Genomic DNA, 23375 nt, shown 5'->3' on the forward strand with positions numbered 1-23375 from the left:
GGCTTTAGCGTCAGCTGACTAAGGATAATTGAGGTTTAAAGTCCAACAAATAGCTTGTTTAATAGAGGATGAATTCCATGGCCTGTGTAGGGATAAAAGTGTTGGATATGCATCATTAATGGTTTATGATTGGGTGAGTTTTTCGTACCTACTCTGGGGCTTGATCGGGAAGTCAGCCTTAGTGTTAGGGCGGTGTGAATCGGAGATTTTGCAATGTCAGTTGAAGGTCAGTTGGTGGGGAATACCGCGATCCTGTTTGTTAAAGGACGCTTTGATATCGCCAGTTATGAGGAGTTTAATCAAGCTTATATCAATTTTATAGGTCGAGCGGAGCAATTTCAAGTTGATCTTTCGACGACCACTTTTATGGATAGTTCGGCGCTAGGTATGCTTTTATTGTTACGAGAAAAAGCCGGAGATTCGGTGCATATTGAGCTGATTAACGCCGATGATGAAGTATCCAAAATTTTACAGATTGCACAGTTTCAGCAGTTGTTTACCATCCGATGATCCCTCCGTTTACTAGTCTTCAGCCTTTATCTAATCGTATTTTAATCGCCGACCCGAGTGCCGAGCATTTTGCATTTTATGATTGTATATTGACCGCGCAAGGCTTTGAAGTTTTGCATGTTGATCGCCATGATGCAATTTTAGATGCGGTTCAGCAATTGCCGCCCAGTTTAGTGATTGTTGACTTAGCCATTTGTGATGAAAAACGCAATGATTTGATTAAAAGAATTAAGCAGTCTTGCAGTACCCACAGTGCGTTTGTACCAGTTTTGTTGGCGAGCAATCAAGATGAGCAAATCTTGTTGCAACATGCGGTAGCGAAAGAAGCCGACGGTTTTTTGCAGTTCCCGTTTTCAGATAAGGTGTTGATGGCAAAAGTTCAATCCTTGTTGCGGATTCGCAGTTTGTATGTTGCGTTAAAATCGACCAGCGATCAAATTCACCAACTGCATTACACGCTAGAGCAAGAGTATAAGGATGCAGAGCGAATTTATGAAAAGTTTTTACGGCCTTCAGCGCAAAAACTGGCCGGTTTCGATAGTTATATTTCGTCCGCATCCATTTTTAACGGCGATTTATTATTAGCTAAGGTGCAGTCTTCCGGTGACGTATTGATTTTGTTGGGGGATTTTACCGGGCATGGTTTAAGCGCGGCGATTGGTGTGATTCCGGTCGCTGAGATGTTTAATAGTATGGTTACGAAAGCGCGCAGTGCGCCGGAAATAATTAGCGAAATTAACACGAAACTTTACAATATTTTGCCGGCGCATTTGTTTTTTGGTTGCGCCATTTTGCAAGTGTCACCCGCCCAGAAAAAAGCCCATATTTATAATTTTGGCATGCCCGATGTATTGATGATCAAACGCGCAGAGCTAAGCCGTTTCAGTTCGCGTAATTTACCGTTAGGCGTGGTCAACAGTCAGCGATTGGACCTGTATCCTCAGAGTGTGGACTTGAGTGGCGATGAGGTGTTTTATATGCTGACCGATGGCTTCACCGAATCGCGCAATCCACAAGGTGAAATGTTTGGTGATCATCGAGTTGAACAGACCTTGCTGCATGCAGGTAAGCAGGGAATTAAAACATTGATTGAGCAAGTTGGTGAGTTCTGTGCGGATTGTTTTACAGAGGATGATGCAACTATTGCCGAACTGCAAACCGGGCCGATTCTCAACTTTAATTACATTGACTCCTTTAGCCATTTAACCAAGGCATCGCGTTGGAATTTGAATTTTCGGTTTGATCATGTAGCGCTCAAGCAAATGGCACACCCAATGGAAGGTTTGGTCGACATGATTATGCACGTGCAACCCATCCCAAGTCATAAAGAACGCCTGTTTATGATTTTGGACGAGCTCTACACCAATGCTTTAGAACATGGTTTATTAAAACTGGACTCCTCTTTAAAGCAGCAAGAAGACGGATTTTTGCGTTTCTTGAATGAGCGTGAGCGTGCGATAGAAGGGTTAAACACAGGTTTTATTGATGTGCAAGTAATCCACAAGCCGCTAGGCGAGTATGAAGGTGAATTAAGCATTCGGATTGAAGATAGTGGGGAGGGCTTTGATTATACGGAGTTGGATGCAAGTCCGGCCCCGAACCAATTCATATTTTCAGGGCGCGGGGTTTTATTAACACGTTCGCTGTGTTCGAGCCTGACTTATGAAGGTCAGGGAAATGTTGTTACTGCCGTGTATCACTGGCATTTGCGGCCAATCATGGAGCAAGCTGCCGGTTAGTTGTTTTCAATCACAATATTGGGAAAGGCGGACGCATAGTTGCGTTTAGAGTCGGCGATGCCTGCGCCAATTTTATGCGCCATAGTACGATATTTTTCGGCCAGTACGCCATCTGGTTCGGCTACTACCGTGGGGCGACCTGCATCGGCTTGTTGACGAATGCTCAGGCTTAAGGGCATCGTGCCCAAAAAAGCAACCTGGTAGTTACTCGCCAAGGTTTCGCCACCATGCTCACCAAAAATCGCTTCTTCATGACCGCACTGGCTGCAAATGTGTGTGCTCATGTTTTCTATCACGCCCAATATCGGAATGTTGACTTTTTCAAACATTTTGACGGCTTTCTTGGCATCCAATAACGCCAAATCTTGTGGGGTGGTGACGATCACCGCGCCCGTGACAGGAATCTGTTGAGCAAGCGTTAATTGCACATCACCGGTACCTGGCGGTAAATCAATAATCAAAAAGTCCAAATCTTGCCAATCGGTTTCTTTTAATAGTTGAGTTAGGGTTTGGGTAACAATTGGGCCACGCCAAATCATTGGCGTATCTTCTTCGATTAAACAACCGATTGACATGGCTTGCAGGTCATAAGCACGCATAGGTTGCATGCTTTTACCATCCAATGTACTGGGTTTGCCAGATAAATTTAACAGGGTTGGAATGCTGGGCCCGTAGATATCGGCATCCAGAATGCCGACCTTGGCGCCTTCTTGTTGGAGTGCCAGGGCGAGGTTAACACTGGTAGTGGATTTGCCAACCCCGCCTTTGCCGGATGCGATCGCGATGATGTTTTTAATATTCGCTAAGGCTTGCACATTGGGTTGGGTTTGGTGGGCCTTGATCTGGGTTAAATGCTGGATGCTGACCTGATCAATGCCTTCTAATGCGGTTAGCTTTTGAGTCAAATTATCAGCTAATTGAGCATGCAAAGCTTGAGCGGCATAAGGCCAGTTAATCGTAAAGCTCAACTGTTTGTTTTTATAACTGAGTCCAGACACCAGCTTGGTGTTCGATAAGTTTTGCTGCAATAAGGGTAGGTTGGTTTGCTCGAAAATCGAGTGGATTTGGCTTTTTAGTTGATCGTTTAGGCCGTCACCGAATAGTTGATTTAATAAACCCATGCGTGTTGTTAATCCTGTTGTTTAAATACTTGACTAATCTTATCAGGAATTGGAGTTTGAACCAAGCACCAGGCCTGGCACTTTTCGGTTTGGAGTTGGTTAATCGAGATACCTAACTATTTAATCAAGCAAAGCCAGTTGGCGTTCGTCGGTTTGATCTTGGTTAATCCGGCTGGAGGTTGGGCCGGATTGGTTGTGGTACTTTGCGTCTTTACGTTTGTTGTAAGGTTTTTCGGCTGGACTGGATAGGGTTTCAAAGTTGATCGCACAAATATCCATGCCAGGCCGTAAAGCCAGCGGTAATTTACCACTGTTAAAAATTTCCAATACAATTTGTCCCTGCCAACCCGGGTCAATGCGGTGTGCGGTCACGTGTACCATTAAACCCAAACGCGCTAAACTTGAACGGCCATCTAACCAGCCTACTAGGTCGTCTGGCACCATGATGGATTCTAAGGTTGATGCCAAGGCGAGTTCACCAGGATGTAAGAAAAACGCTTGGTCTTCTTCGATCACAATTTCATTGCCCATAATTTTGTCGAGTAGGGTCTGGACCTCTTCTCGCGGGCCGCTTAAGTCAATAAATGGCGCGGTGTGATCGTTAAAAACCCGAAAGCGGTTATCAAGTCTTAAATCGACGCTGATGCCTTTTATTTTACTGGCATTGGGTTCAGGCTCGATCGCAATGCGGCCGGATTTTAATGCGATTGAAATGTCTTTATCACTGAGTTTCATAGCTTCGATTCTTAAGTTGTGTTCTATTGAAAATGGGGTGGCGCGTCAAGCGATAATACTACACGTCGCTTGACTTGCGTATTGTTGACTTCAATACGGCCGGGGAAAAAGTTTAACTCGTCAATCAGCCAGACCTTAATTTCTTGGGTATCGGTTGTCCACTCATAATAACGCGCCTTAAGGTTGCTTTTGTAATTTAGGTGGGTTCGAGTGGCCTGGTTGGCGACGTTAAACTTCACATGAGTTTGTTGCTTTTCTTCTTGCAGTACAAGCGGCGGTGTAGGGTCGCCGTTTAAGGCGTAAAACTGTAAGGCGTAAGCAATCGTCATAGTGTCATAGGCATAAGGCGAGGCAGGCCAGCTGCGATCTTTTTGTGGAAAGTGAATGCGGTCGTTTTCCAAGTCCGCGATCAGATCGGTTTCGATTTGTATGGTTTGTTTGGAATGACGGCGGGTTAAATCTTTGTGATAACTGAGCCAGCGGAACTGGTTGTTTTCAGTCAAAATTTGGCTGGTTTCAAAGGTGGATTCGTTAATGAAACGCCTAGCCCAGCGAGGCGGCTCGGCTTCGCTAGTTAGGGTGCAAGTATCGGCTTGGCAACGCATTTTTTGCTCAACCGTGCCGACATTAAACCCCATTAAACGTACCGCAAACTCGGCATCAAAGTTTTGACTGGGATGAGCTAGCGCTTGGCTGCTAAACACTAAGCTTATCAAGGTTAAGCGAGTCAAGTTTCGCAAGAGGATGGACATCCCTACAAGGCCTCGATTTGTAGCGGGGCAGTTAAAACTAGGCCTGACCACCAGGCCTGGTGGTCTTGGTAACTTAATTTGCCCTGGGCAAATAGATTGACCGCCAGTGGATAAGCTTGGTGTTCTAATTGATGTACTCGGGCTTTTAAAGTTTCCACCGAATCATTGGCTTGAATATCCGTGTGGGCTTGCAAAATCACCGGCCCGCCATCGAGTTCGTCAGTTACAAAATGAATACTTAAACCGTGTTGTTTATCGCCGGCTTCCAGCGCACGTTGGTGGGTTTGTAAACCAGGATATTTAGGCAGTAAAGAAGGGTGTATGTTGAGCATACGCCCAACATAATGTTGAGTAAAAAGCGGGGTTAGAATCCGCATAAAACCCGCCAATACCACCAGGCCTGGTTGGGCTTGATCAATTGATTTAATTAACGCCCGCTCAAAATTTTCGCGGCCATCAAAGCTTTGGTGGGGAATGGTATCGGTTTCAATCTGATATTGTTTGGCACGTTCTAGCCCAAATGCATCTGCTTTATTTGAAATGACTTTGACGATTTGATAAGCGCAACCGGCTTGATTTTGGCGGTCAATCAGGGCCTGCAGATTGGAGCCGTTACCTGATATTAAAACCACAACGCGAAGCGGACTTTGTTGCATGTTTAACCTTAGCGCCGAGTTTAGAGCTCGGCGTTGAATCACAATTAATCGGCGATTAACTGAACATAGGGTTCAGCTTGATCACTGGATACGATTTCACCAATCACACGGGCGGTTTCGCCAAGCTGGGTGAGCAATTCCAAGGCGTTGGCTTGGTCGTTTGAATCCACGGCAATCACCATGCCAATGCCGCAGTTGAATGTGCGGTGCATTTCGACATATTCGACATTGCCGGCTTCTTGTAACCAGTCAAATACCGCCGGTCTTTGCCAGGACTTGGTACGAATCTGGGCGCAGGTATATTCAGGCATTACGCGTGGAATATTTTCAACTAAACCACCACCGGTAATGTGTGACAAAGCATGCACTTTGATGTGTTTCATGAGTTCGAGTATCGGTTTGACATAAATGCGGGTGGGTGCCATTAACGCGTCAATTAAGGGTTGACCATTCAGGTCGGTATTTAGGTTTTGACCACTGACATCAATGATTTTTCGAATCAGCGAATAACCATTTGAGTGTGGGCCGGATGAGGCTAAACCAATCAACACGTCGCCGCTTTTTACCGCAGAACCATCAATTAAATCCGCTTTTTCAACGATGCCAACACAAAAACCGGCTAGGTCATAATCGCCTACTGGATACATGCCCGGCATTTCAGCGGTTTCGCCGCCGATCAATGAGCAACCCGCTTGTTGGCAGCCTTCGCCAATGCCTTTGATCACATCTTTGGCGACATATAAATCCAGTTTACCGGTCGCGTAGTAGTCTAGAAAAAATAATGGCTCCGCACCCTGTACAATCAAGTCGTTAACGCACATTGCGACTAGGTCGATACCGACTTGATCGTGTTTGCCACTATCAATCGCTAAACGTAATTTAGTACCTACACCATCCGTGCCGGATACTAAGACCGGGTTTTTGTATTTGTTGATAGGCAGTTCAAACAGGGCACCAAATCCACCTAGTGAGGCCATAACCTCTGGGCGGCGAGTGGCTTTGGCAATGGGCTTGATGGCATCAACGAGCGCGTCGCCAGCATCGATATCAACACCAGCGTCTTTGTAGCTTAAGGAAGGTTTAGTTGTCATAGGGATTCGGATCAGTTCTTAGATTGAATAAGAGCTCAATTGAAAACAACCGAGCCCCAGGGTTTAAAAAATATTATGATATTGTAACTAAAAATAACCGAGGCGGGTATGAGAACTTTTCTAATTCCAATAATAATGAGCATTTTTTTTGCCGTGCAAAGCGTTCAAGCGCAGTCAGACTTGAATCTGTTTGTGATTGAGAAACCGGTCGAAAAATACCACACGAACCAGTTAAATGATCTACTTACGTCGTCGATGCGTGATTTGTTGGTTCGTGTGGTGGGCGGCGAGGCCGCATTAAGCCATCCCGAAGCCGAAGCTTATATTCAAAATGCGCGTCGCTGGGTACAAAGTTACCGGGTTGAAAACCGCGAAGTAGACGGCGTGGTGGTCGGCCAGAAGATCGTCGTGAGGTTTGATCAGAATCGGTTGTTGAGTGATTTTCAGCGTGATGGCATTCAAATTTGGCCATTAAGCGAACGTCCTAAAACCTTATTGATTGGGCAGTGGGAGCAGCAAGGTTTAAAAGTGAACCTGAGTGATGAAAGTTTGCAGTATCGGGTTGATTTAGATTATCGCGATTATGCCAATCTATTGGCCTTATTTATGCGACTGCCTGAAAAAGAAGCCGAGTTTAAAGGCATTAATCCGCAGCGTTTGGTGTCTCGACCCCAGATTAATGAGGATCTGCGTGAGATGGCAGACTCGGCGGGTGCAGATTATGTGTTGGTGTTTAAGGCGGATGTGATTGGCGAGGTTTCAAGCCTGGTTTGGTCATTGTACGAGCGTGAAACTGGTGAGCGGATATTGCAGTCGGATGAAACCGGTGAGGGTTTTTTAAGTTTATTGCAGGGCGCATTTGATAGCCTGCTCGAGCTTTATTCACGCCCATACCGTGAAGGCGCGGACAGCTATGGTCTGATGGGTTTGACGGTGGAGAACGTGCCATCCTATGATGCTTTGATTCAGATGGAACGGTTTTTGAAGCAGTTGCGCCCAACCTTAAATGACGTGACGTTGGTTGAAGTCACTGGAGACCAGGTGCGGTTTGACGTGTTTTATCAAGGTCGTTATTCAAATGTGGTCAAACTGATGGAGGAGGTGCCGAACTTGCGCTTAATTGAAGATTCTATTTTTGGCAGCGAGTTGAAAGGACGGTTTGAACCATGAGTCACAAAACCATGTCTGTTCAATTACCGCTTAAAATTAATTTACGCGATGATGCCAGCTTTGAAACCTTTGTGGCCGAGCAGGAATCGATTGCCTTGGTGTTAAGTCATTTGCAACAACACGATAATTCGCGTTATGCCGGTTGCTATTATTTTTTTGGCGAAAGCGGAGCAGGCAAAACCCATTTGCTGCAAGCGGCCTGTCGGTTTTACACCCAAAAACAACGCCAAAGTGTGTACTTTCCTTTGTCTAATGCGGCGTTGCCTTTGATTCCAGATGTATTGAATGGTTTAGAAATTACCGATTTGGTGTGTTTGGATGATGTCGATCAGATCATCGGGCAAGCCGACTGGGAACGTTCCTTAGCTAATTTTTTAGCTAAGTCACGTGTTTTAGGTCATCGAGTGTTGTTAACTGGTTCAGCCGATTTGATTCATTGGCCGGTGGTGACAGATGAGTTACGACGCGAGCTGGTATCCATTATGCCCGTGCATTTATCGGCCCTTCAGGGTTCAAGAGAATTAGTGTTAGCTTTGCAACGCCATGCGTTATATAAAGGGTTTGAATTGCCGATCGAAGTGGGCAACTTTCTGCTGAAACGTTTTTCGCACGATTTACAGGAACTATTAGTTGTGCTGGGTCTGCTGGAGCAAGCGACGCTGGCTGAAAAACGGCGTTTGACTTTGCCATTTGTAAAGGATGTATTGGCCAGATAAACTGGCCAATAGAGATGTAATTAATAAAAATTAACAAAATTAATAAGGGAAGAATTATGGAATGTCGTAAAAACAGCACTGGGTTTATGGGTTTTTTATTTATGATAGCGTTGAGTTTAATGACGACCTTGGCTCAAGCCGAACCCCAAGATATCGAGTTTGTAGATTTAGAAGGTAAAAACGTCAATTTGTCTGACTTTAGAGGTCAGTGGGTAATTGTGAATATTTGGGCGACCTGGTGTCCACCTTGCATCAAAGAAATGCCCGATCTAACGTTTTTTCACGAAAAATATAAAGATGACGGTGCGATTGTTCTGGGGGTGAATTATGAGAATATTGCGGTTGAGAAGATCAATAACTTTACCGAAGAGCTGATGATTACGTTCCCGATTGTGCGTTTTAAAGATATCGATTTAAACGCCAATAAAACGCCATTTGGCCCGTTACGTGGCTTACCCAGCACTTACATGGTGGCACCGAGTGGGCATATAGTGGCTGGGCGCGCTGGGCTAGTTGATCAAGAACTTCTAGAATCGTTTATAAAAGAATATGAGGCTAAAAATCCGCAATAAAACACGGGGTTGAAGCCTTGAAAACGTTTCCGGTATGATAATGAAATTGGATACATCTCAAGGAGAGAGGTATGAAACATTTCGCACTAGGCTTTGCCTTTTTGTTGGTGGGCTTGTCTGCGCCCAGCTGGGCAGCCGAGTTTTTTGATCAAAGTTTTGGTAACTTTGAGGAAGAGGCAAAGTACGCGCGAGATGAAGGTAAACTCGGCGTGTTTGTGTTTTTCGAAATGGATGATTGCCCCTTTTGTCATCGAATGAAAGAAACGATTTTGATCGAGCCGGACGTGGTTGAGTATTTTAACCAGCACTTTAAAGCCTATCGCTTTGATATAGAAGGCTCGAGCCCGGTGGTGGATTTTGACGGCACCGAGTATGCCACCGGTCAAGAGATGGCTGTAAAAAAGTATCGTGTACGTGCCACCCCTGTGATGATTATGTTTGATAACGATGGCCAAGTTATAGCGCGCTATACCGGGCCGGCCACCACCAAAGAAGAATTTTTGATGTGGGGTGAATTTGCGGTGAGTGGCGAATATAAAAACATGCCATTTACGCGTTACAAACGTGCACAAACGCAACAATAGCGGATTGACTATGAAGCGACTTAACTTTTTAGGCCTGTTATTTATCTGTGCGTGGAGTAGCAGTTATGCCGAACAGGAACCTTTACCGACGCCGTTAACGTTGGATTATGTGCTTGATTTGCCCACCTCGATGAGCCCGGAAGTGATGCGCCAGCAAGCTCGGTTGCTCCAAGCTCAGGGCCATCGAGCCGAACTTAATGCCCAAGATCGTGTGCAGTTTGATTTGCAAGCTCGATTGGGTAAACGCGAGTTTATGGGGGAGGGTCAAGATTATAATATGGCCGCGTTGCATATGGGTTTACCCCTGTATGACTTTGGTCGTACCGCCAATCAAGACCAGGCCTGGTTGTGGGACACGAAAGCCCGTCAATATCAGCTGCAAGCCATCGAAAAACAATTTCGGCTGGATTTAATGCAAGCTTATTTTAATGTTTTGTTGGCCGATATACATTACCGCGTTGAGAATGAGGCGATGGCGATTGCCTATGTCACCTTAGACAAGGTGCAAGAAAACCATGAAATCGGACGTGAGTCAGATGCCAATTTGTATGCCTCTGAAGAGTCGTACCAAAAAGCCTTTGTGAAACGCCAACAAGCCCAGGCCAACTTGCGTCGATCTCGGATGTTGTTGGCTAATGCGATGGGGCGTTCCGATGCGGTTATTTCGCGAGTCAGTTTACCGGATTGGTCAAATCTGCCCGAAAAACTGTTGAAAGTTGAAGATTATTTAGCGCTGGCGTTGGATCATAACCCGCAGGTTTTGGCGATGAAACAAGCTTTCGAAGCCAGTGGTTATAGGGTTGAGGGCGCGCGTGCCGGTAAACGCCCGGAAATTCGTGCGGATGCTTGGATTGGACAGTTGTCGAGTTATCCTGATGTGCGCGAAGGTCATTATCATGCTGAAGTTTCGATCAATGTGCCTTTGTATGATGGTGGGCTAACCAAATCGAGAGTGGATCGTGAGCGGGCGCAGCGCCAACAGATTCAAGCGAATTTATATCAAGCTCAGCAACAAATTCGTGAGCAAGTCACCAATTTATACTTCGAGTTAAGTTTATTGGATGTTGAAAAACAAGCGGTGCAAGCCGGTCAAACCTTTGCGGATTTCAACTTAGATTACAAACGCGCAATTTATGAAAATGAATTGCAGGCGGATTTAGGTGATGCGATGGTTAGAATTTCGCAAGCACATTACGATGCTTTGGCATTTGATTTAAAGCGCGCCTTATTATGGGCCAAGATGCAGGCTTTAACCGGGCAGGATGATTTGTCCGAGGCCAAGATCTCTCAGCAAACAAACATGCCCTTGGAGTAACACATGATTAAACCTATTATATTGGTGCTGGCCAGTTCACTAATCGCCTTGAGCAGTCAGGCTGCCGAAGTAAAAGTGGGCGCATTGGTAACGGGTCAAGTAACTCAGGTTATGGTGAAAACAGGTCAACAGGTTAAAGCTGGGGATCTGGTTTTAAAAATTGATGATCGGCGTTACCAGGCAAAGTTAAAAGCTTTGCAAGCCGAAGTGGCTTATCGAGAAACCGCTTTGGCCGACATGAAAATAGAGTTTGACCAAACCCAAGATTTATATGATCGTACGGTAATTGCACGTCGCCCATACGAGCGCGCTAAAACGGATTTTGAGCTGGCGCAAAACGCGTTGGCCAAAGCACAAGCCGAACTGGAAATGCACCAGGCCTGGTTGGATTATTATGAGGTTAAAGCACCAGTAGCGGGCGCAGTCAAAATGGTTGTAACGCAAGGTTCAACCGTATTTAAAGAAAATGATGCTTTATTTAGTTTAGAGGTTAAATAATGTCGACGTTAAAAACGCAATGGCAATATGGCGTAAAGTATTGGCGTTTAGCAATTCACCTGACGTTTAAAACCCGTCATTTTGGGGTTAATAATCAATGGTGGGCACGTCAGCCTTCGGTCATTGGTTGGAGTTGGTATCAAATTTTATGGGGCATAATTACTATCATGCCAATTGTGCGTAATGTGCAGTCCATGAAAGTACGCAGCTGTATTGGTTGGATTCCACAGTCTGAATGTGACGCGCTGGGATTTTCACGTCAAAAAGACTAGAATGGGCGAAATAATTTTTTTGAATTAAATTTCCAAACAACCCAACCTATAAAGGCACCCTATGTCAGAACAGCGACAGTCCTCTCGATTTTCTCGTCAGTTTTTAGTTACCGATTATCAGGATGAACACTTTGAACTGGCTTTTGAGGGTTGGGATGTCAATTTAACGGGTTTAAGTTTTTGGGTAAATGACCCAGATTTGTTTATGCCGGGGCAGATTCTAACGTTACGTGTTAAAGCCGAAGATACCGCTGAAATGTATGCGTTGGATAGTGTTGAAGTGGTACATTTGCAAGAACGAGATGGGCTGATTTTATGCGGTTGCCATATTGCTCAAGTCACCAGTGATCAATTATTGGCGCATCATCGTTTGGTTATGCTAAACGAAGCGGCCGCTAGCCAGTCCATGTCTGATTCTGAATTGCGTGAGTTTGATTTTAATCAAACTGGTTCAAGTCTGTCTTTTCAGCCGGCCGATTATCAGCAAGCCAGTTTTGCGCTTAATTTGGCAGTAGAGGAGTTGACCGGTGGCGTGCAGTCGGATGAAACCAGCTGGGAAACGCTTCACAATGGCTTAGAGGATTTGCTTAGTGAGGTGGAACAAGATCAGCAACAACAGGTTTTGTCGTTAATTGCCGGTTTTAAGCGTTTTCACCTGTCGCAAGAGTCGCGTAATGAGCAGGTGTTGGCACTCAGTTTATTGGCCAAAATGTTGGTTCACACGCCACAGACGGAAGCGGATCGCTTGTCATGGCAAACCTTGTTGCGCGATTTTGAAACGCGCTTTTTAGATGAACGTTTATTGTTGGCGTATGATTTGATGCATCAAGGTTTGGAAGCGGGCGAAGCCTTGCAGCGAGCCACCGATCAATTGACGCTGGAGAAGGAGCCATTCTAGTATGATGATCGAGTTTTAAAGCCAAGAACTGGCTATGTTAGAAGCTACAAACCTAAACTTTAAAAAACCTAAGCTCAGTCATTTAAGCGCTGAGCTTAGGTAATTTATTTCTTGTTGCGGATTATCCTACTAACTTATCGATTAAAAATGCCATAAAATCAGCCTGTGGAATATTCTGGCTAGATTCATCACGACGGTTTTTGTATTCAATCATGCCGTCATCCAAACCGCGTTCACCCACCACAATACGATGCGGAATGCCAATAAGTTCCATGTCATTAAACATCACACCTGGGCGTTCGTTGCGGTCGTCAAATAACACGTCAATGCCTTTAGCGCTTAAGTCCTGATAAAGCTGTTCAACTACTTCTTTAACGCGTGGTGATTTGTGCATTTGCATCGGCACGATGCAAACCTGGAACGGGGCCAATGATTCCGGCCAAATAACACCTTTATCGTCATGGTTTTGCTCAATGGCAGCCGCAACTAGGCGGGTTACGCCAATGCCATAACAGCCCATTTCTAGGGTTTGGGCGCGACTGTTTTCGTTTAATACATTCGCGTTTAATGCGCTTGAGTATTTATCACCAAGCTGGAAAATATGGCCGACTTCGATGCCACGGCGAATTTGAATAAAGCCATGGCCGTCAGGACTAGGGTCACCCTCCACCACATTACGAATGTCGGCTACCAGGCCTGGTTGAACATCACGTTCCCAGTTTACGCCAGTTAGGTGATAGCCGGTTTTATTGGCGCCGCATACAAAATCGCTTAAATGCGCTGCAGAGCGATCAACGATCACCGGAATCGTTAAACCGACCGGGCCAATTGAACCCGCATCGCAGCCCGCGGCTTGTTGAATTTGTTCCGCATTGGCAAAAGTCATTGGGCTGGCAACTTGGGCTAGCTTTTCAACTTTAATATCGTTAACTTCATGATCACCACGTAATACCAGTGCAACCACTGGACTGGCTTGGTCGGCACCTTGAACCAGTAGGGTTTTAATGGTTTGTTTGGCCTCAACTTTTAATAAGGCACACACGTCTTCAATGCTGTGGGTTTTTGGTGTGGCGACTTCAGCCAGCACCAGGCCTGGTGCTGGGCGAGCACCACTTGGTGCAACGGCTTCAGCCAATTCGACGTTGGCGGCAAAATTACTTTCGGTCGAAAAGGCGATGGCATCTTCACCGGAGTCGGCTAATACGTGGAACTCATGTGAGCCATCACCACCGATTGAACCTGTGTCGGCTTGTACCGCACGGAAATTTAACCCCATGCGTTCAAAAATACGGTGGTAGGTGTCATACATGACTTGGTAGGTGGCTTCCAAACTGGCACGATCAATATGGAAAGAGTAGGCGTCTTTCATAATGAATTCACGCGAACGCATCACTCCAAAACGCGGACGAATCTCGTCACGGAACTTGGTTTGTATTTGGTAAAAGTTAACCGGCAGTTGTTTATAACTGCGAATTTCTTTGCGGATTAAGTCGGTAATGACTTCTTCATGTGTTGGGCCTAAGCAAAACTCACGATTATGACGATCATTAATGCGCAACAACTCCGCACCATATTCTTGCCAACGGCCTGATTCTTGCCATAGTTCGGCTGGCTGAACAACGGGCATTAACACTTCCTGCGCGCCGGCTTTATCCATTTCTTGACGAATAATGTTTTCCACCTTGCGCAATACTCTTAAACCTAAAGGCAGCCAAGTGTACAAGCCCCCAGCTAAACGGCGGATTAAACCGGCACGAATCATAAGCTGGTGGCTGATGATTTCAGCGTCGGCTGGCGTTTCACGAGTGGTGGCGAGCAGGAATTGCGATGTTTTCATGTGCGTTATGCCTTGTTATTCAGCGTGATATTAAGAATTAATCGCGTATTTTAACATGCGAAGGGAGGGTTTTGGCGAGTTCAAAACCGATTCTTTGTCCTCGTTTGCTTGGGTTTACAGTAGAATAGAGCGAATATTAACAGCTTGAGTTTGGAGCCACGAAAAACATGTTATACACCACGGATGCGTCTGTTTTTGAAATTACCCCGATTAGAGTGCTGACACCGAAAGATCGTATTGGATTGATTAACTGTATTCGTGATTTGGTTCACCAAGATTACCCGATCACCTTGCGCGCAGGCGGTACATCGTTGGGCGGTCAGGCGATTGGCTCGGGCGTGATAGTTGATGTGTCTAAGCATTTGAATCAAGTGATTGAATATCGCCCGCAACAAAAGCAAATTAAGGTTGAACCGGGTGTGATTCAAGATGACTTGAATAACTACTTAAAAGCCGACGGCTTGATGTTTGCACCTGATACCTCGACCTCCAATCGTGCCATGATAGGCGGCATGGTGGGGAATAATTCCGCGGGTGCTTACTCGGTTTATTATGGCACAACGCGCGAACATGTCATTGCCTTGGATGTGGTGCTGGCGGATGGGTCGGAAGTGGTGTTTGAAGATTTATCGCCTGAGCAATTAGAACAAAAAACGGATCAGTCAGATTTGGAAGGCGAGATTTATCGCGAAACCCTGCGATTGCTGAAAGCGCATCAAACCGAAATTCTGGCTCAGTCTCCCGATGCATCAATCATTCGACGCAACACCGGTTATGCGTTGGATGTGATGCTGCGCGAGCATCAACCGTTTAACGCCAAAGGCAAGCCATTTAGTTTGGTGCCGTTGATTTGTGGCAGCGAAGGCACGTTATGCACCGTGACCGCAGCTACGTTAAATTTGGTAGAACGTCCCAAGTTCCGTCAGTTAATTTGCGCGCATTTTGATTCTATTGAAGCGGCACTGAACCAAGTGGAAGGTTTGTTGCGATTTAAACTGGCCGCGATTGAATTAATTGATAAAGCCACGCTAGATGCTACCCAAACCAATTTGGAGCAGCAATCCAATCGTTTTTGGATCCATGGTGATCCACAAGCGGTCTTGGTAATTGAATTGTTTTACCAAACCAAGGCTACCATGACCAAACGTTTAGCCGAGAACCAGGCCTGGTTGTTGGAAAAGGGGGCTTACGCGGCGCCGATTATTGATCCAGCGGAGGCCTCAAAAGTATGGTCGTTACGTAAATCTGGTTTGGGTTTGTTAATGGGTAAGCGTTCACGTAAAAAAGCCGTCGCAGTCATTGAAGATGCCGCTGTACCGGTGCCCAGTTTGCCGGCTTTTTATCAAGCGGTGCAAGCGATGATGGCCGAATTGAATGTAAATGCGGTTTATTACGGCCATGCTTCAGTTGGCTTGATTCATATTCGACCTGAGTTGGATTTGGCGAAACCAGCGGACCGCGAATTATTTGCAAAATTAGCGGCGCGTTTTTCGAGTTTGGTGAAAGAGTTTCGCGGCGCCCTATCAGCGGAACACGGAGACGGACGTATACGAGCACCTTATTTAAAAGAACAAGTCGGCGAGCAAGTTTATACCGTTTGGCAAACACTTAAACAAACGTTTGATCCAAAAGGGTTATTTAACCCGGGTGTGATTTTAGGTGAAACGCCGATTAATCAAAATCAACGTGCGGATCGCCAGCCCATTCAAAAACTTGAAACCGGCTTTGATTGGCGTGCAGACATGAGTTTGATGGATGCGGTCGAGAAATGTAATGGGGCGGGTGCTTGTCGTAAATCAAATGGCTTAATGTGCCCTTCCTACCAAGTCACACGTGAAGAGGCTTATTCGACTCGGGGCCGTAGCAATTTGTTGCGTCGCGCTTTAACCGATCCGAACCCGAGAGAGTCCTTGAGTAACAATGAACTGCAAGATGCGCTGGATCATTGCTTGTCTTGCAAAGCCTGTAAAACTGAGTGCCCAGCCAGTGTGGATTTGTCGCGTTTAAAAGCCGAAGTGAGTTATCAGTTAGGCATTAAAAAGTCGGTGGCTTGGGCTTTAAAACGCCAGCATAAATTGATGAGCTGGGGGGTGCGTCATCCCAAGTGGTTTAGATGGTGGCAAAATTTTGGTTTGTCAAAGCGCATGTTGGGCGTGGATCGCCGCCGCCGTTTGCCAGGCGCGGGTTCTTTTAGCTTAGAAGACTGGTGGAGTAACTTAAGTAGCCAGCAGTTAGACCCTATGGGCGAAGGCAACCTGCGCCAGAAAGTATGGGTACTGTGTGATTTATTTAGCCAATACCAGGAGCCGGAAGTAGGTAAAGCAACATTAAACAGCTTAATTAAACTCGGTTTTGATGTTAAACCAGTGTTTATGAAAGCCTCGCCTCGCACCTTAATTAGTCAAGGTTTATTGCCGCAAGCCAGTGAAGAGTTGGCTCGTTTGATTCAAATGCTGAATCAGGTTGAGTTGGACGATTATGTTATTGGGATTGAACCGTCTGAAGTCATTACTTGGCGTGATGAAGCCAAAGATTTATTACCAAAAACCGCCGATGCGTTTGATTATAAACAGGTGCGTTTATATGAAGAGCTGATTGTAGACCTGGTCGCGCAAAAACGTTTACCTAAGATGGCAAGTGTAAATCGTAAACTTTGGTTGCATGTACATTGTCATCAAAAAGCTTTGGCCAAACCTGAGCAAGTTGAACAAGCCTTATTGCAAGTACCAGGCCTGGTGGTTGAAACCATTCAAAGTGGTTGCTGTGGTATGGCCGGCGATTTTGGTTATCGACAATATGATTTATCCATCAAAATTGCCGAGCAAACTTTACTGCCAGCCTTGGCGCAAGCGCAAGCGCAAGACTGGGTGGTGGCGACTGGCGTTAGTTGTCGAACCCAAGTTTCAGACTTAACTCAACATAAAGCGCAGCATGTGGCGCAGATATTTGATCATGTGTTGCCTGAATTGGAGGCACTAGATGTCTAGCTCTTTATCGAAACCTTTATATCTGGCCTCCACTTCGCCACGTCGCGCCGAACTGCTGGGTCAGTTGGGTTTAAGCTTCGAAACGGTTAATGCACCGGTGGAAGAGGTGGCCTTGCCTAATGAAGATGCGGAATCTTTTGTCAAGCGCATGGCGATTGAGAAAGCACTGGATGGCTTTAATAAGTTAGCGGGCGCGCATATTTGGGTGGTTGGGGGCGACACGCTGGTTAAAGTGGATAACTTTGTGCTGGGCAAACCGAAAAACCAAGCCGATGCGATGCGTATGTGGCGAAAACTATCTGGGCGCAAACATGAAGTTTTATCGGCGGTGGCGGTAGTTCATGATGGTGAAGTTTTTTGTCGACTAAATCAAACCTGGGTCTATTTTAGAGAAATCAGCGAACAAGAAATGCGTGATTATTGGCAAACTGGTGAGCCGGTCGGTAAGGCTGGCGCTTATGCCATTCAAGGGTTGGGAACCCAGTTTATTGAACGTATTGACGGCAGTTATTCGGCCGTAATGGGTTTGCCTTTATTTGAACTGAGTCAGTTGCTAACGCAGGCTCATTACTATGAGACATGTCGATGAGTAATGAAGAAAAAGTATTGGTGAATATCACGCCCAACGAAACACGTGTAGCTTGGCTGGAAAATGGCGTGCTCCAAGAGGTTTGGGTGGAACGCACCAAAAAACGTGGTCTAGTCGGTAATATTTACTGGGGGCGCGTGGATCGTGTGTTGCCAGGTATGCAAGCGGCGTTTGTGGATATTGGTTTAGGTCGAGCGGCATTTTTACATGTGTCGGATTTATCACAGGCCTTAATTGAGAAGCGCGCACCCAATGATCCAGAAGATATCAGTAAAATATTGTATGAAAGCCAAAAGCTCATGGTTCAAGTGGTAAAAGATCCACTTGGAACCAAGGGCGCTCGCGTAACCATGCAAATTTCTTTGCCGTCTCGCCTGTTGGTGTATATGCCGGAGGAGAAGACTTTGGGTGTGTCGCAGAAAATTGATCAATCTGAAGAACGCGACCGTCTTAAAGAAATTATTCGTCAAATTCAAGAAACGCAAGCCGTCGAAGGTGGCTTTATTTTCCGTACGGTTGCGGAAGGCGCGAATTTTCATGAAATTCGAGCCGATTTAACCTATTTGCAGCGTTTATGGCAAGGTATTGTGTCCAAGTCGACACAAGCCAAAAAACCAAAGATTATTTATGAAGATTTACCGCTTTATTTGAGAATTTTGCGAGACATTCCAAATGACGGTATTGAGAAAATTCGGGTCGACTCAGCCGAAACTTTTCAAAAAATGCAGGCGTTTGCCAAGATGTATGTGTTGGAAGTTACGGATAAGTTGGGTCATTACAAAGGTGATCGTCCGATTTTTGACCTTTATAACATTGAAGATGAAATTCAGGCCGCGTTAGAAAAACGGGTGATGTTAAAGTCCGGGGGTTATTTGATTATTGATCAAACTGAGGCCATGACAACCATCGATGTCAATACCGGCGGGTTTGTTGGACACAAGAATTTAGAAGAAACCATTTATCGAACCAATTTAGAAGCGACGCAAGCAATTGCACGTCAATTACGCTTGCGAAATTTGGGCGGTATTATCATTTTAGATTTAATCGACATGGACGATAAAGAACATCGAGCCCATGTTTATGAAGCGTTAGGCAAGGCTTTGGCGCGAGACCGTGTGAAAACCTCGATTAGTGAAATATCGCGTTTAGGTTTGATCGAAATGACACGCAAACGCACGCGTGAAAGTTTGGAACGCATTCTATGCCAACCTTGCCCAATGTGTAATGGGCGAGGTGTGGTGCGCACTGCAGAAACGGTCGCTTATGAAATTTTCCGTGAAATTACTCGCATGGACAAATCCTTTAACGCCGATAAATATCGGGTAATTGCGGCGGAGTCAGTGGTGGCCAGGATTATGGATGAAGAGTCGGATGCGGTGGCTTCGTTAGAAGCCTTTTTAAATAAAACTATTCGTTTTCAAGCCGAAAGCAGTTACCCGCCTGAGTATTTTGATGTGGTGATGATGTAGTTATGTTTTTTAAGTCAGTCCGGCTTTTTTTTGAGGGTTTGGTTCTTTTATTTGCGCTATATTTTGTGATTACACGCGCTTTAATTACCTGGGTGCAGCTTGCACCGAATCAAGTGGCGAATGTAACGCAAAGTTTAAGCGGTATTCAAATCGATTTTGACCGCCTTAAACTTGAACAAACTTGGACGGGTTTTAAGTTACAAGTACACAATCTTCATGTTGATCAACCCGGCATGCAGTTAAGTATGCAAAGTTTGGCGGTTGATTATCATCTTTTATCGCCTATCTGGCCGAGTTTGCCCTATGGCGAACGACTCGAAATTCAACAAGGTTTAGTTCAGTTATCTTCATTGGAACCGACTTCAGAGCCCTTTGAAGTGGAGCCTTTTCTGAGCCAAATATCGAAGTTTTGGCGGCGTGCAAATGTGACAGACTTACGCATTGAGTTTGAGCCCAATGCGGCGCTTCAAATCCGCTCGCTTCAAGTGAGCCGAGCCGAGCGTTGGAATGCGCTGTCTGATATTGATTTGATTTATGGGGATGAACTAAAGTCGGCCAGTTTTCAAGTGCGTGCACGTTTATCGGAAGATTTGTTTGGCCTATTATCTTCAGGCGATATTAGCCTTCGTCAGACAAAAGGCTTGCCGTTTGATGTGGTGAGTCATTTTTGGCCGGCTTTTCAGCCAAGCATTCAACGCTTACCCAGTGGTGAGTTTCAATTTGATGCGTCGGCCGTGATCCAAAAACGCCAACTTAATAAGGTCTCGGTTAACCTAAATCTTGATAAATTAGATTGGGCACAAGCTAGTGATGATTTGCCAAGGTCAGCCTCGGCCCAGTTGAATTGGGATCGGAGTGACGTGCAATCCGACTTTATGCAGGCCACTTTATCTAATTTACGTTTAGATCAAATATCGGTAGCGGATTGGTCTCCGGTTACCTTAACCAAACAAAATCAACGCATTCGTTTGCGTTTAGCGCAAGCCTCTTTAATTCCTTTTAAACCAATCTTGCATTCGATTGCGGGCGATTATGTTGATTCGCTGCAGGCGTTTGAATTGCGAGATGTGGATGCCAGCTTTAATCTTAAGCACGCTCGGTTGGACTCGTTGAATGCAAAGGTGGACACTTTTTCTTGGCAAAACCCAAATCTAAGTGTTGGTGTGCAGGGCCTTGAAGTTGAACACGATCAACATCAACTCCAATTTCGTTTTGCCGATTCCATTGAGCTGGTAACCGACCATACACAACAGCAAAATTATCGGTTGGATTTAGGACCAGGCCTGGTGCTTGATTATAAAGACAACCACCAGGCCTGGTGGTTAAACGAACATACCTTATTGCTAAACGATTTCCCAATTAAGTTACAAGCCAATGGTGACTTTAAAGGTTTTATAGACCTTCACTTGAAAGCAGAGGCTTCGACATTAGAACAGGTCAAGGCCTCGTGGTTACCATTCGGTTTGATGCCTCCTAAGTTAGAAGATTGGTTGAAAACAGCGTTAATTAGTGGGGATCAGGTTGAGGCTGAGGTCTGGATGAAAGGTCAGGTGTCGGATTTTCCTTTTAAATCAAGCGAAGGACACCTCAAAGGGCTAGCGCACTTGAAAAACGCTCGCTTAGCTTTTAACCCAAGTTGGCCAGTGCTCTATGACTTTGACGCACAATTTGAATTTACACCGTTTGATCTCACTATTTCGACCCCTAAGGCTTTTATCCACGGAGCTTTGGCCGAAAATGTGAGAGTGAATATTGCGAATCTTAATCAGCCCAATATAGCTGTTGAAGTAAGTGGGCAAGTCAAAACTCAAGCCCAAAATGGCATTGACTTTTTATTGGCTTCGCCTTTAGCTGATAAGTTGGGTATGCGCGCTTTTTTGGATAAGCAGGTTAAAATTGACGGTGAATGGTTGGTTGAGTTGAATCAGATTTGGGTGCCAGTTAAAGGTTTTAATGATCAGGATGTTAAGTTTGCTGGAAAAGTCGGGTTTGATGATGCTCGTTTGGTGTTATTTGATCGCCTTAATTTTAATCAGTTAACGGGTGGTTTTTTATTTGACGAGCAAGGTGTGAACACCCAGCAAGCTATTCAAGCTAAGGGGTTGGGCGCCGACAATATCCGTTTGGTTATTCAGACCGATCATGAGCACAAACGTGTGGCTTTGGATATTGATGGTCAATCACAGCTGGATGATACTTATGGGTTACAAGGTTCCTTGCCTTTTGATGTTCAGGTTTATGTGCCTTATAAAGCAGATGGTCCAGTACCTGTTGAGCTGAAATTTAGTGCCGATCCAGCGGCGGTAACCAGTCACTGGCCATCACCATTTAAAACTGAACAGCTTAATGCACAAACTTGGCAAACACAGATTCGTGTATTGGATGGTCAGCTAAACTTAGAATCTAGTTTGTCCAATCAATTGCGAATGCACAGTCAAATAGCCTTTCAGGCTAACGAAGCCGCCACACTGCAATTTGCAAGGTTTGACATAGGAGCGGTAGACTCTCCTCAACGGGTTGATAAAGGGGTTCACTTCAATGCCGCGTTAGATGAAATGGACATTGATGCTTGGTTAACCATGTTGGCGGTGTTAAAACCTTTGTTAAAAAACCAACAATCAACCGACCAAAGTTTGGCTGGGATTGTTTGGGGGCCATCTCGAATTAAAACTCAGCACCTTCGTTTTTTAAATCAAGAATACGACGCTTTAGATTTCAGCTGGCATTCTGATGCCACAACTCAGCAGATTAAAGCCGAAGTACAAGCCACATATTTACAAGCTCGGATTGAGTATTTAAAAGCCAGTGGAATGGATGTTTCAATTGAACATGCCCAAATCAAGTTGCCAGACAAACAAGACCAGGTAGCCGATGTCGAACCTAAAACCTGTCAAACGGATGACGTAACAACACTTTGGCCTAATGTGCGGGTGCGGGCCAACCAATTAAAGCTGGGTGACAAAATGATCGACTCTTTGTCATTTAACCTAGAAGATCAGTCATCCGTTCGAGTTTTATCCGATATTCGATTCAGTTTTGCAAACCAAATTGGCGAGGGTGTAGCCAACTATTACTGGCGCAAGTCATTGAATCGAAGCGAGCTGGCATTAACACTGCAAAGTAATCGAGTGGCTGGTTTAAGTGAATTTATTGGATTTAAAAAAGGCTTTAGTGGGAAAGAGGGCAGCTTGAAAACAAAGCTGACTTGGTCACAAGGTTTAACATGTTTCAGTCTCAATAGTATTGAGGGAGATTTTGATTTGGCGTTTAATGACGGCGTGATCGAACAAGTCGAACCCGGATTGGCTCGGCTAATAGGCTTGCTAAGTGTGGACTCGTTTCTTCGGCGTTTAAAGCTAGACTTAAAAGATGTCACGAATGAAGGCATGCAATACGACAGAATAAGAGCAAACGGTAGCATTGGTGGCGGTGAAATTGATCTTAAACGGTTTAATGTATCATCGCCTGGCGCACAAGTCGCAATGACGGGTCAAATAATACTACAAGAACAATTGTTTAACCTAGATGCACAAGTTACGCCAGCAATGGGGGCCGCCTTGCCAACCGTCGCAGCAATATTAGGACTAGCCAATCCAATTACGGGTGTGCTGGCTTACATACTGGCCAAGAATATATCTTTCATAAACGAAGATATCGTGACCTATAATTATAAAATTACAGGCCCTTGGAAGCAGCCTGAAATCAAAAGTAAGGGCGGCAGTGTGTTGTTTAAATAAAAAGACGACCGAATGAGGTAAGCTAAGTTATTGAAACTAAAAGTGACGTTAAAATAATGTCATAAAAGTTTCAAAAAACAGTTGCAAGCAAGCGGGGAGTCTGTAGAATACGCCTCACTTCGCAGCC

At 45.3% G+C, this 23375-nt stretch carries 20 protein-coding genes; 14 read left to right on the plus strand and 6 right to left on the minus strand.

The genetic code is table 11. From position 1 onward, the window contains the following. Positions 1 to 213 precede the first annotated feature (213 nt). Positions 214 to 510, plus strand: coding sequence for an STAS domain-containing protein (locus tag IBX48_RS04620; protein ID WP_296831258.1), 297 nt, complete (start codon positions 214 to 216; stop codon positions 508 to 510). Continuing rightward, positions 507 to 2249 (plus strand): SpoIIE family protein phosphatase, encoded by a 1743-nt coding sequence (locus tag IBX48_RS04625; RefSeq protein WP_296831260.1) that lies wholly within the window; start codon positions 507 to 509, stop codon positions 2247 to 2249. The genes IBX48_RS04620 and IBX48_RS04625 overlap by 4 nt, the downstream gene beginning before the upstream one ends. Here IBX48_RS04625 and apbC read toward each other — a convergent pair. The 5 genes from apbC to purM form a co-directional block, all read right to left on the minus strand. Beyond that, positions 2246 to 3370, minus strand: coding sequence for an iron-sulfur cluster carrier protein ApbC (gene apbC, locus IBX48_RS04630; RefSeq protein WP_296831262.1), 1125 nt, complete (start codon positions 3368 to 3370; stop codon positions 2246 to 2248). The two genes, IBX48_RS04625 and apbC, sit on opposite strands and share 4 nt — an antisense overlap. A 120-nt stretch (positions 3371 to 3490) precedes the next feature. After that, positions 3491 to 4105 carry a dCTP deaminase gene (dcd, locus tag IBX48_RS04635; protein ID WP_296831264.1) on the minus strand — a complete coding sequence of 205 codons (615 nt, stop codon included), beginning with the start codon at positions 4103 to 4105 and terminating at the stop codon, positions 3491 to 3493. Positions 4106 to 4128: 23 nt separating this feature from the next. Further along, the gene (locus tag IBX48_RS04640; RefSeq protein WP_296831266.1) at positions 4129 to 4857 is read right to left on the minus strand and encodes a DUF3108 domain-containing protein; all 729 of its coding nucleotides are present in this window, start codon (positions 4855 to 4857) and stop codon (positions 4129 to 4131) included. A gap of 2 nt (positions 4858 to 4859) precedes the next feature. Next, entirely contained in the window at positions 4860 to 5513 is a 654-nt protein-coding gene (gene purN / locus IBX48_RS04645; RefSeq protein ID WP_296831268.1) for a phosphoribosylglycinamide formyltransferase, read from the minus strand. A 44-nt stretch (positions 5514 to 5557) separates the two neighbouring features. After that, on the minus strand, positions 5558 to 6604 hold the full coding sequence (gene purM / locus IBX48_RS04650; RefSeq protein ID WP_296831270.1) for a phosphoribosylformylglycinamidine cyclo-ligase: 1047 nt from the start codon (positions 6602 to 6604) through the stop codon (positions 5558 to 5560). 153 nt (positions 6605 to 6757) lie between these two features. Here purM and IBX48_RS04655 point away from each other — a divergent pair, with 153 nt between their 5' ends. The 8 genes from IBX48_RS04655 to IBX48_RS04690 all read left to right on the plus strand — a co-directional run bounded on the left by IBX48_RS04655 (position 6758) and on the right by IBX48_RS04690 (position 12629). Further along, the gene (locus IBX48_RS04655; protein ID WP_296831273.1) at positions 6758 to 7774 is read left to right on the plus strand and encodes a DUF2066 domain-containing protein; all 1017 of its coding nucleotides are present in this window, start codon (positions 6758 to 6760) and stop codon (positions 7772 to 7774) included. Next, positions 7771 to 8490, plus strand: coding sequence for a DnaA regulatory inactivator Hda (gene hda, locus IBX48_RS04660; protein WP_296831274.1), 720 nt, complete (start codon positions 7771 to 7773; stop codon positions 8488 to 8490). Before IBX48_RS04655 ends, hda begins: the two co-directional genes overlap by 4 nt. 56 nt (positions 8491 to 8546) lie before the next feature. Beyond that, positions 8547 to 9062, plus strand: a complete 516-nt coding sequence (locus IBX48_RS04665) for a TlpA disulfide reductase family protein (protein WP_296831276.1) — start codon at positions 8547 to 8549, stop codon at positions 9060 to 9062. Positions 9063 to 9133: 71 nt separating this feature from the next. Continuing rightward, entirely contained in the window at positions 9134 to 9646 is a 513-nt protein-coding gene (locus tag IBX48_RS04670; RefSeq protein WP_296831278.1) for a thioredoxin fold domain-containing protein, read from the plus strand. A 10-nt stretch (positions 9647 to 9656) separates the two neighbouring features. Continuing rightward, the gene (locus IBX48_RS04675; protein WP_296831280.1) at positions 9657 to 10961 is read left to right on the plus strand and encodes a TolC family protein; all 1305 of its coding nucleotides are present in this window, start codon (positions 9657 to 9659) and stop codon (positions 10959 to 10961) included. A gap of 3 nt (positions 10962 to 10964) precedes the next feature. Beyond that, on the plus strand, positions 10965 to 11459 hold the full coding sequence (locus IBX48_RS04680; RefSeq protein WP_296831282.1) for an efflux RND transporter periplasmic adaptor subunit: 495 nt from the start codon (positions 10965 to 10967) through the stop codon (positions 11457 to 11459). After that, complete coding sequence (locus IBX48_RS04685) at positions 11459 to 11731, plus strand: hypothetical protein (RefSeq protein WP_296831283.1); 273 nt, start codon at positions 11459 to 11461, stop codon at positions 11729 to 11731. Before IBX48_RS04680 ends, IBX48_RS04685 begins: the two co-directional genes overlap by 1 nt. Positions 11732 to 11792: 61 nt before the next feature. Next, the gene (locus IBX48_RS04690) at positions 11793 to 12629 is read left to right on the plus strand and encodes a PilZ domain-containing protein (RefSeq protein ID WP_296831286.1); all 837 of its coding nucleotides are present in this window, start codon (positions 11793 to 11795) and stop codon (positions 12627 to 12629) included. Between the two features lie 121 nt (positions 12630 to 12750). Here IBX48_RS04690 and IBX48_RS04695 read toward each other — a convergent pair whose 3' ends face one another. Continuing rightward, positions 12751 to 14466 carry a proline--tRNA ligase gene (locus IBX48_RS04695; RefSeq protein WP_296831288.1) on the minus strand — a complete coding sequence of 572 codons (1716 nt, stop codon included), beginning with the start codon at positions 14464 to 14466 and terminating at the stop codon, positions 12751 to 12753. A 167-nt stretch (positions 14467 to 14633) separates the two neighbouring features. Here IBX48_RS04695 and IBX48_RS04700 point away from each other — a divergent pair, with 167 nt between their 5' ends. Genes IBX48_RS04700 through IBX48_RS04715 form a run of 4 tightly spaced genes read left to right on the plus strand, consistent with a single transcriptional unit; the run spans position 14634 to position 23248 of the window. Further along, complete coding sequence (locus IBX48_RS04700; RefSeq protein WP_296831289.1) at positions 14634 to 17453, plus strand: FAD-binding and (Fe-S)-binding domain-containing protein; 2820 nt, start codon at positions 14634 to 14636, stop codon at positions 17451 to 17453. Beyond that, a complete protein-coding gene (locus IBX48_RS04705; protein ID WP_296831291.1) occupies positions 17446 to 18042 on the plus strand; it encodes a Maf family protein in 597 nt (198 codons plus the stop codon). Before IBX48_RS04700 ends, IBX48_RS04705 begins: the two co-directional genes overlap by 8 nt. Continuing rightward, on the plus strand, positions 18039 to 19511 hold the full coding sequence (gene rng, locus IBX48_RS04710; RefSeq protein ID WP_296831293.1) for a ribonuclease G: 1473 nt from the start codon (positions 18039 to 18041) through the stop codon (positions 19509 to 19511). The genes IBX48_RS04705 and rng overlap by 4 nt, the downstream gene beginning before the upstream one ends. Before the next feature lie 2 nt (positions 19512 to 19513). Next, positions 19514 to 23248, plus strand: coding sequence for a DUF3971 domain-containing protein (locus tag IBX48_RS04715; RefSeq protein ID WP_296831295.1), 3735 nt, complete (start codon positions 19514 to 19516; stop codon positions 23246 to 23248). Positions 23249 to 23375: the final 127 nt, after the last annotated feature.

It is taken from the genome of Thiomicrospira sp., from assembly GCF_014859555.1.
Lineage (GTDB): Bacteria > Pseudomonadota > Gammaproteobacteria > Thiomicrospirales > Thiomicrospiraceae > Thiomicrospira.

Coding starts and splice junctions, on each gene's coding strand:
- IBX48_RS04700 (WP_296831289.1), top strand. CDS start 14,634: ATGTTATACACCACGGATGCGTCTGTTTTTGAAATTACCCCGATTAGA.
- IBX48_RS04670 (WP_296831278.1), top strand. CDS start 9,134: ATGAAACATTTCGCACTAGGCTTTGCCTTTTTGTTGGTGGGCTTGTCT.
- IBX48_RS04675 (WP_296831280.1), top strand. CDS start 9,657: ATGAAGCGACTTAACTTTTTAGGCCTGTTATTTATCTGTGCGTGGAGT.
- IBX48_RS04665 (WP_296831276.1), top strand. CDS start 8,547: ATGGAATGTCGTAAAAACAGCACTGGGTTTATGGGTTTTTTATTTATG.
- IBX48_RS04625 (WP_296831260.1), top strand. CDS start 507: ATGATCCCTCCGTTTACTAGTCTTCAGCCTTTATCTAATCGTATTTTA.
- purN (WP_296831268.1), bottom strand. CDS start 5,513: ATGCAACAAAGTCCGCTTCGCGTTGTGGTTTTAATATCAGGTAACGGC.
- IBX48_RS04640 (WP_296831266.1), bottom strand. CDS start 4,857: ATGTCCATCCTCTTGCGAAACTTGACTCGCTTAACCTTGATAAGCTTA.
- IBX48_RS04680 (WP_296831282.1), top strand. CDS start 10,965: ATGATTAAACCTATTATATTGGTGCTGGCCAGTTCACTAATCGCCTTG.
- hda (WP_296831274.1), top strand. CDS start 7,771: ATGAGTCACAAAACCATGTCTGTTCAATTACCGCTTAAAATTAATTTA.
- IBX48_RS04685 (WP_296831283.1), top strand. CDS start 11,459: ATGTCGACGTTAAAAACGCAATGGCAATATGGCGTAAAGTATTGGCGT.
- purM (WP_296831270.1), bottom strand. CDS start 6,604: ATGACAACTAAACCTTCCTTAAGCTACAAAGACGCTGGTGTTGATATC.
- dcd (WP_296831264.1), bottom strand. CDS start 4,105: ATGAAACTCAGTGATAAAGACATTTCAATCGCATTAAAATCCGGCCGC.
- IBX48_RS04690 (WP_296831286.1), top strand. CDS start 11,793: ATGTCAGAACAGCGACAGTCCTCTCGATTTTCTCGTCAGTTTTTAGTT.
- rng (WP_296831293.1), top strand. CDS start 18,039: ATGAGTAATGAAGAAAAAGTATTGGTGAATATCACGCCCAACGAAACA.
- IBX48_RS04715 (WP_296831295.1), top strand. CDS start 19,514: ATGTTTTTTAAGTCAGTCCGGCTTTTTTTTGAGGGTTTGGTTCTTTTA.
- IBX48_RS04705 (WP_296831291.1), top strand. CDS start 17,446: ATGTCTAGCTCTTTATCGAAACCTTTATATCTGGCCTCCACTTCGCCA.
- apbC (WP_296831262.1), bottom strand. CDS start 3,370: ATGGGTTTATTAAATCAACTATTCGGTGACGGCCTAAACGATCAACTA.
- IBX48_RS04695 (WP_296831288.1), bottom strand. CDS start 14,466: ATGAAAACATCGCAATTCCTGCTCGCCACCACTCGTGAAACGCCAGCC.
- IBX48_RS04620 (WP_296831258.1), top strand. CDS start 214: ATGTCAGTTGAAGGTCAGTTGGTGGGGAATACCGCGATCCTGTTTGTT.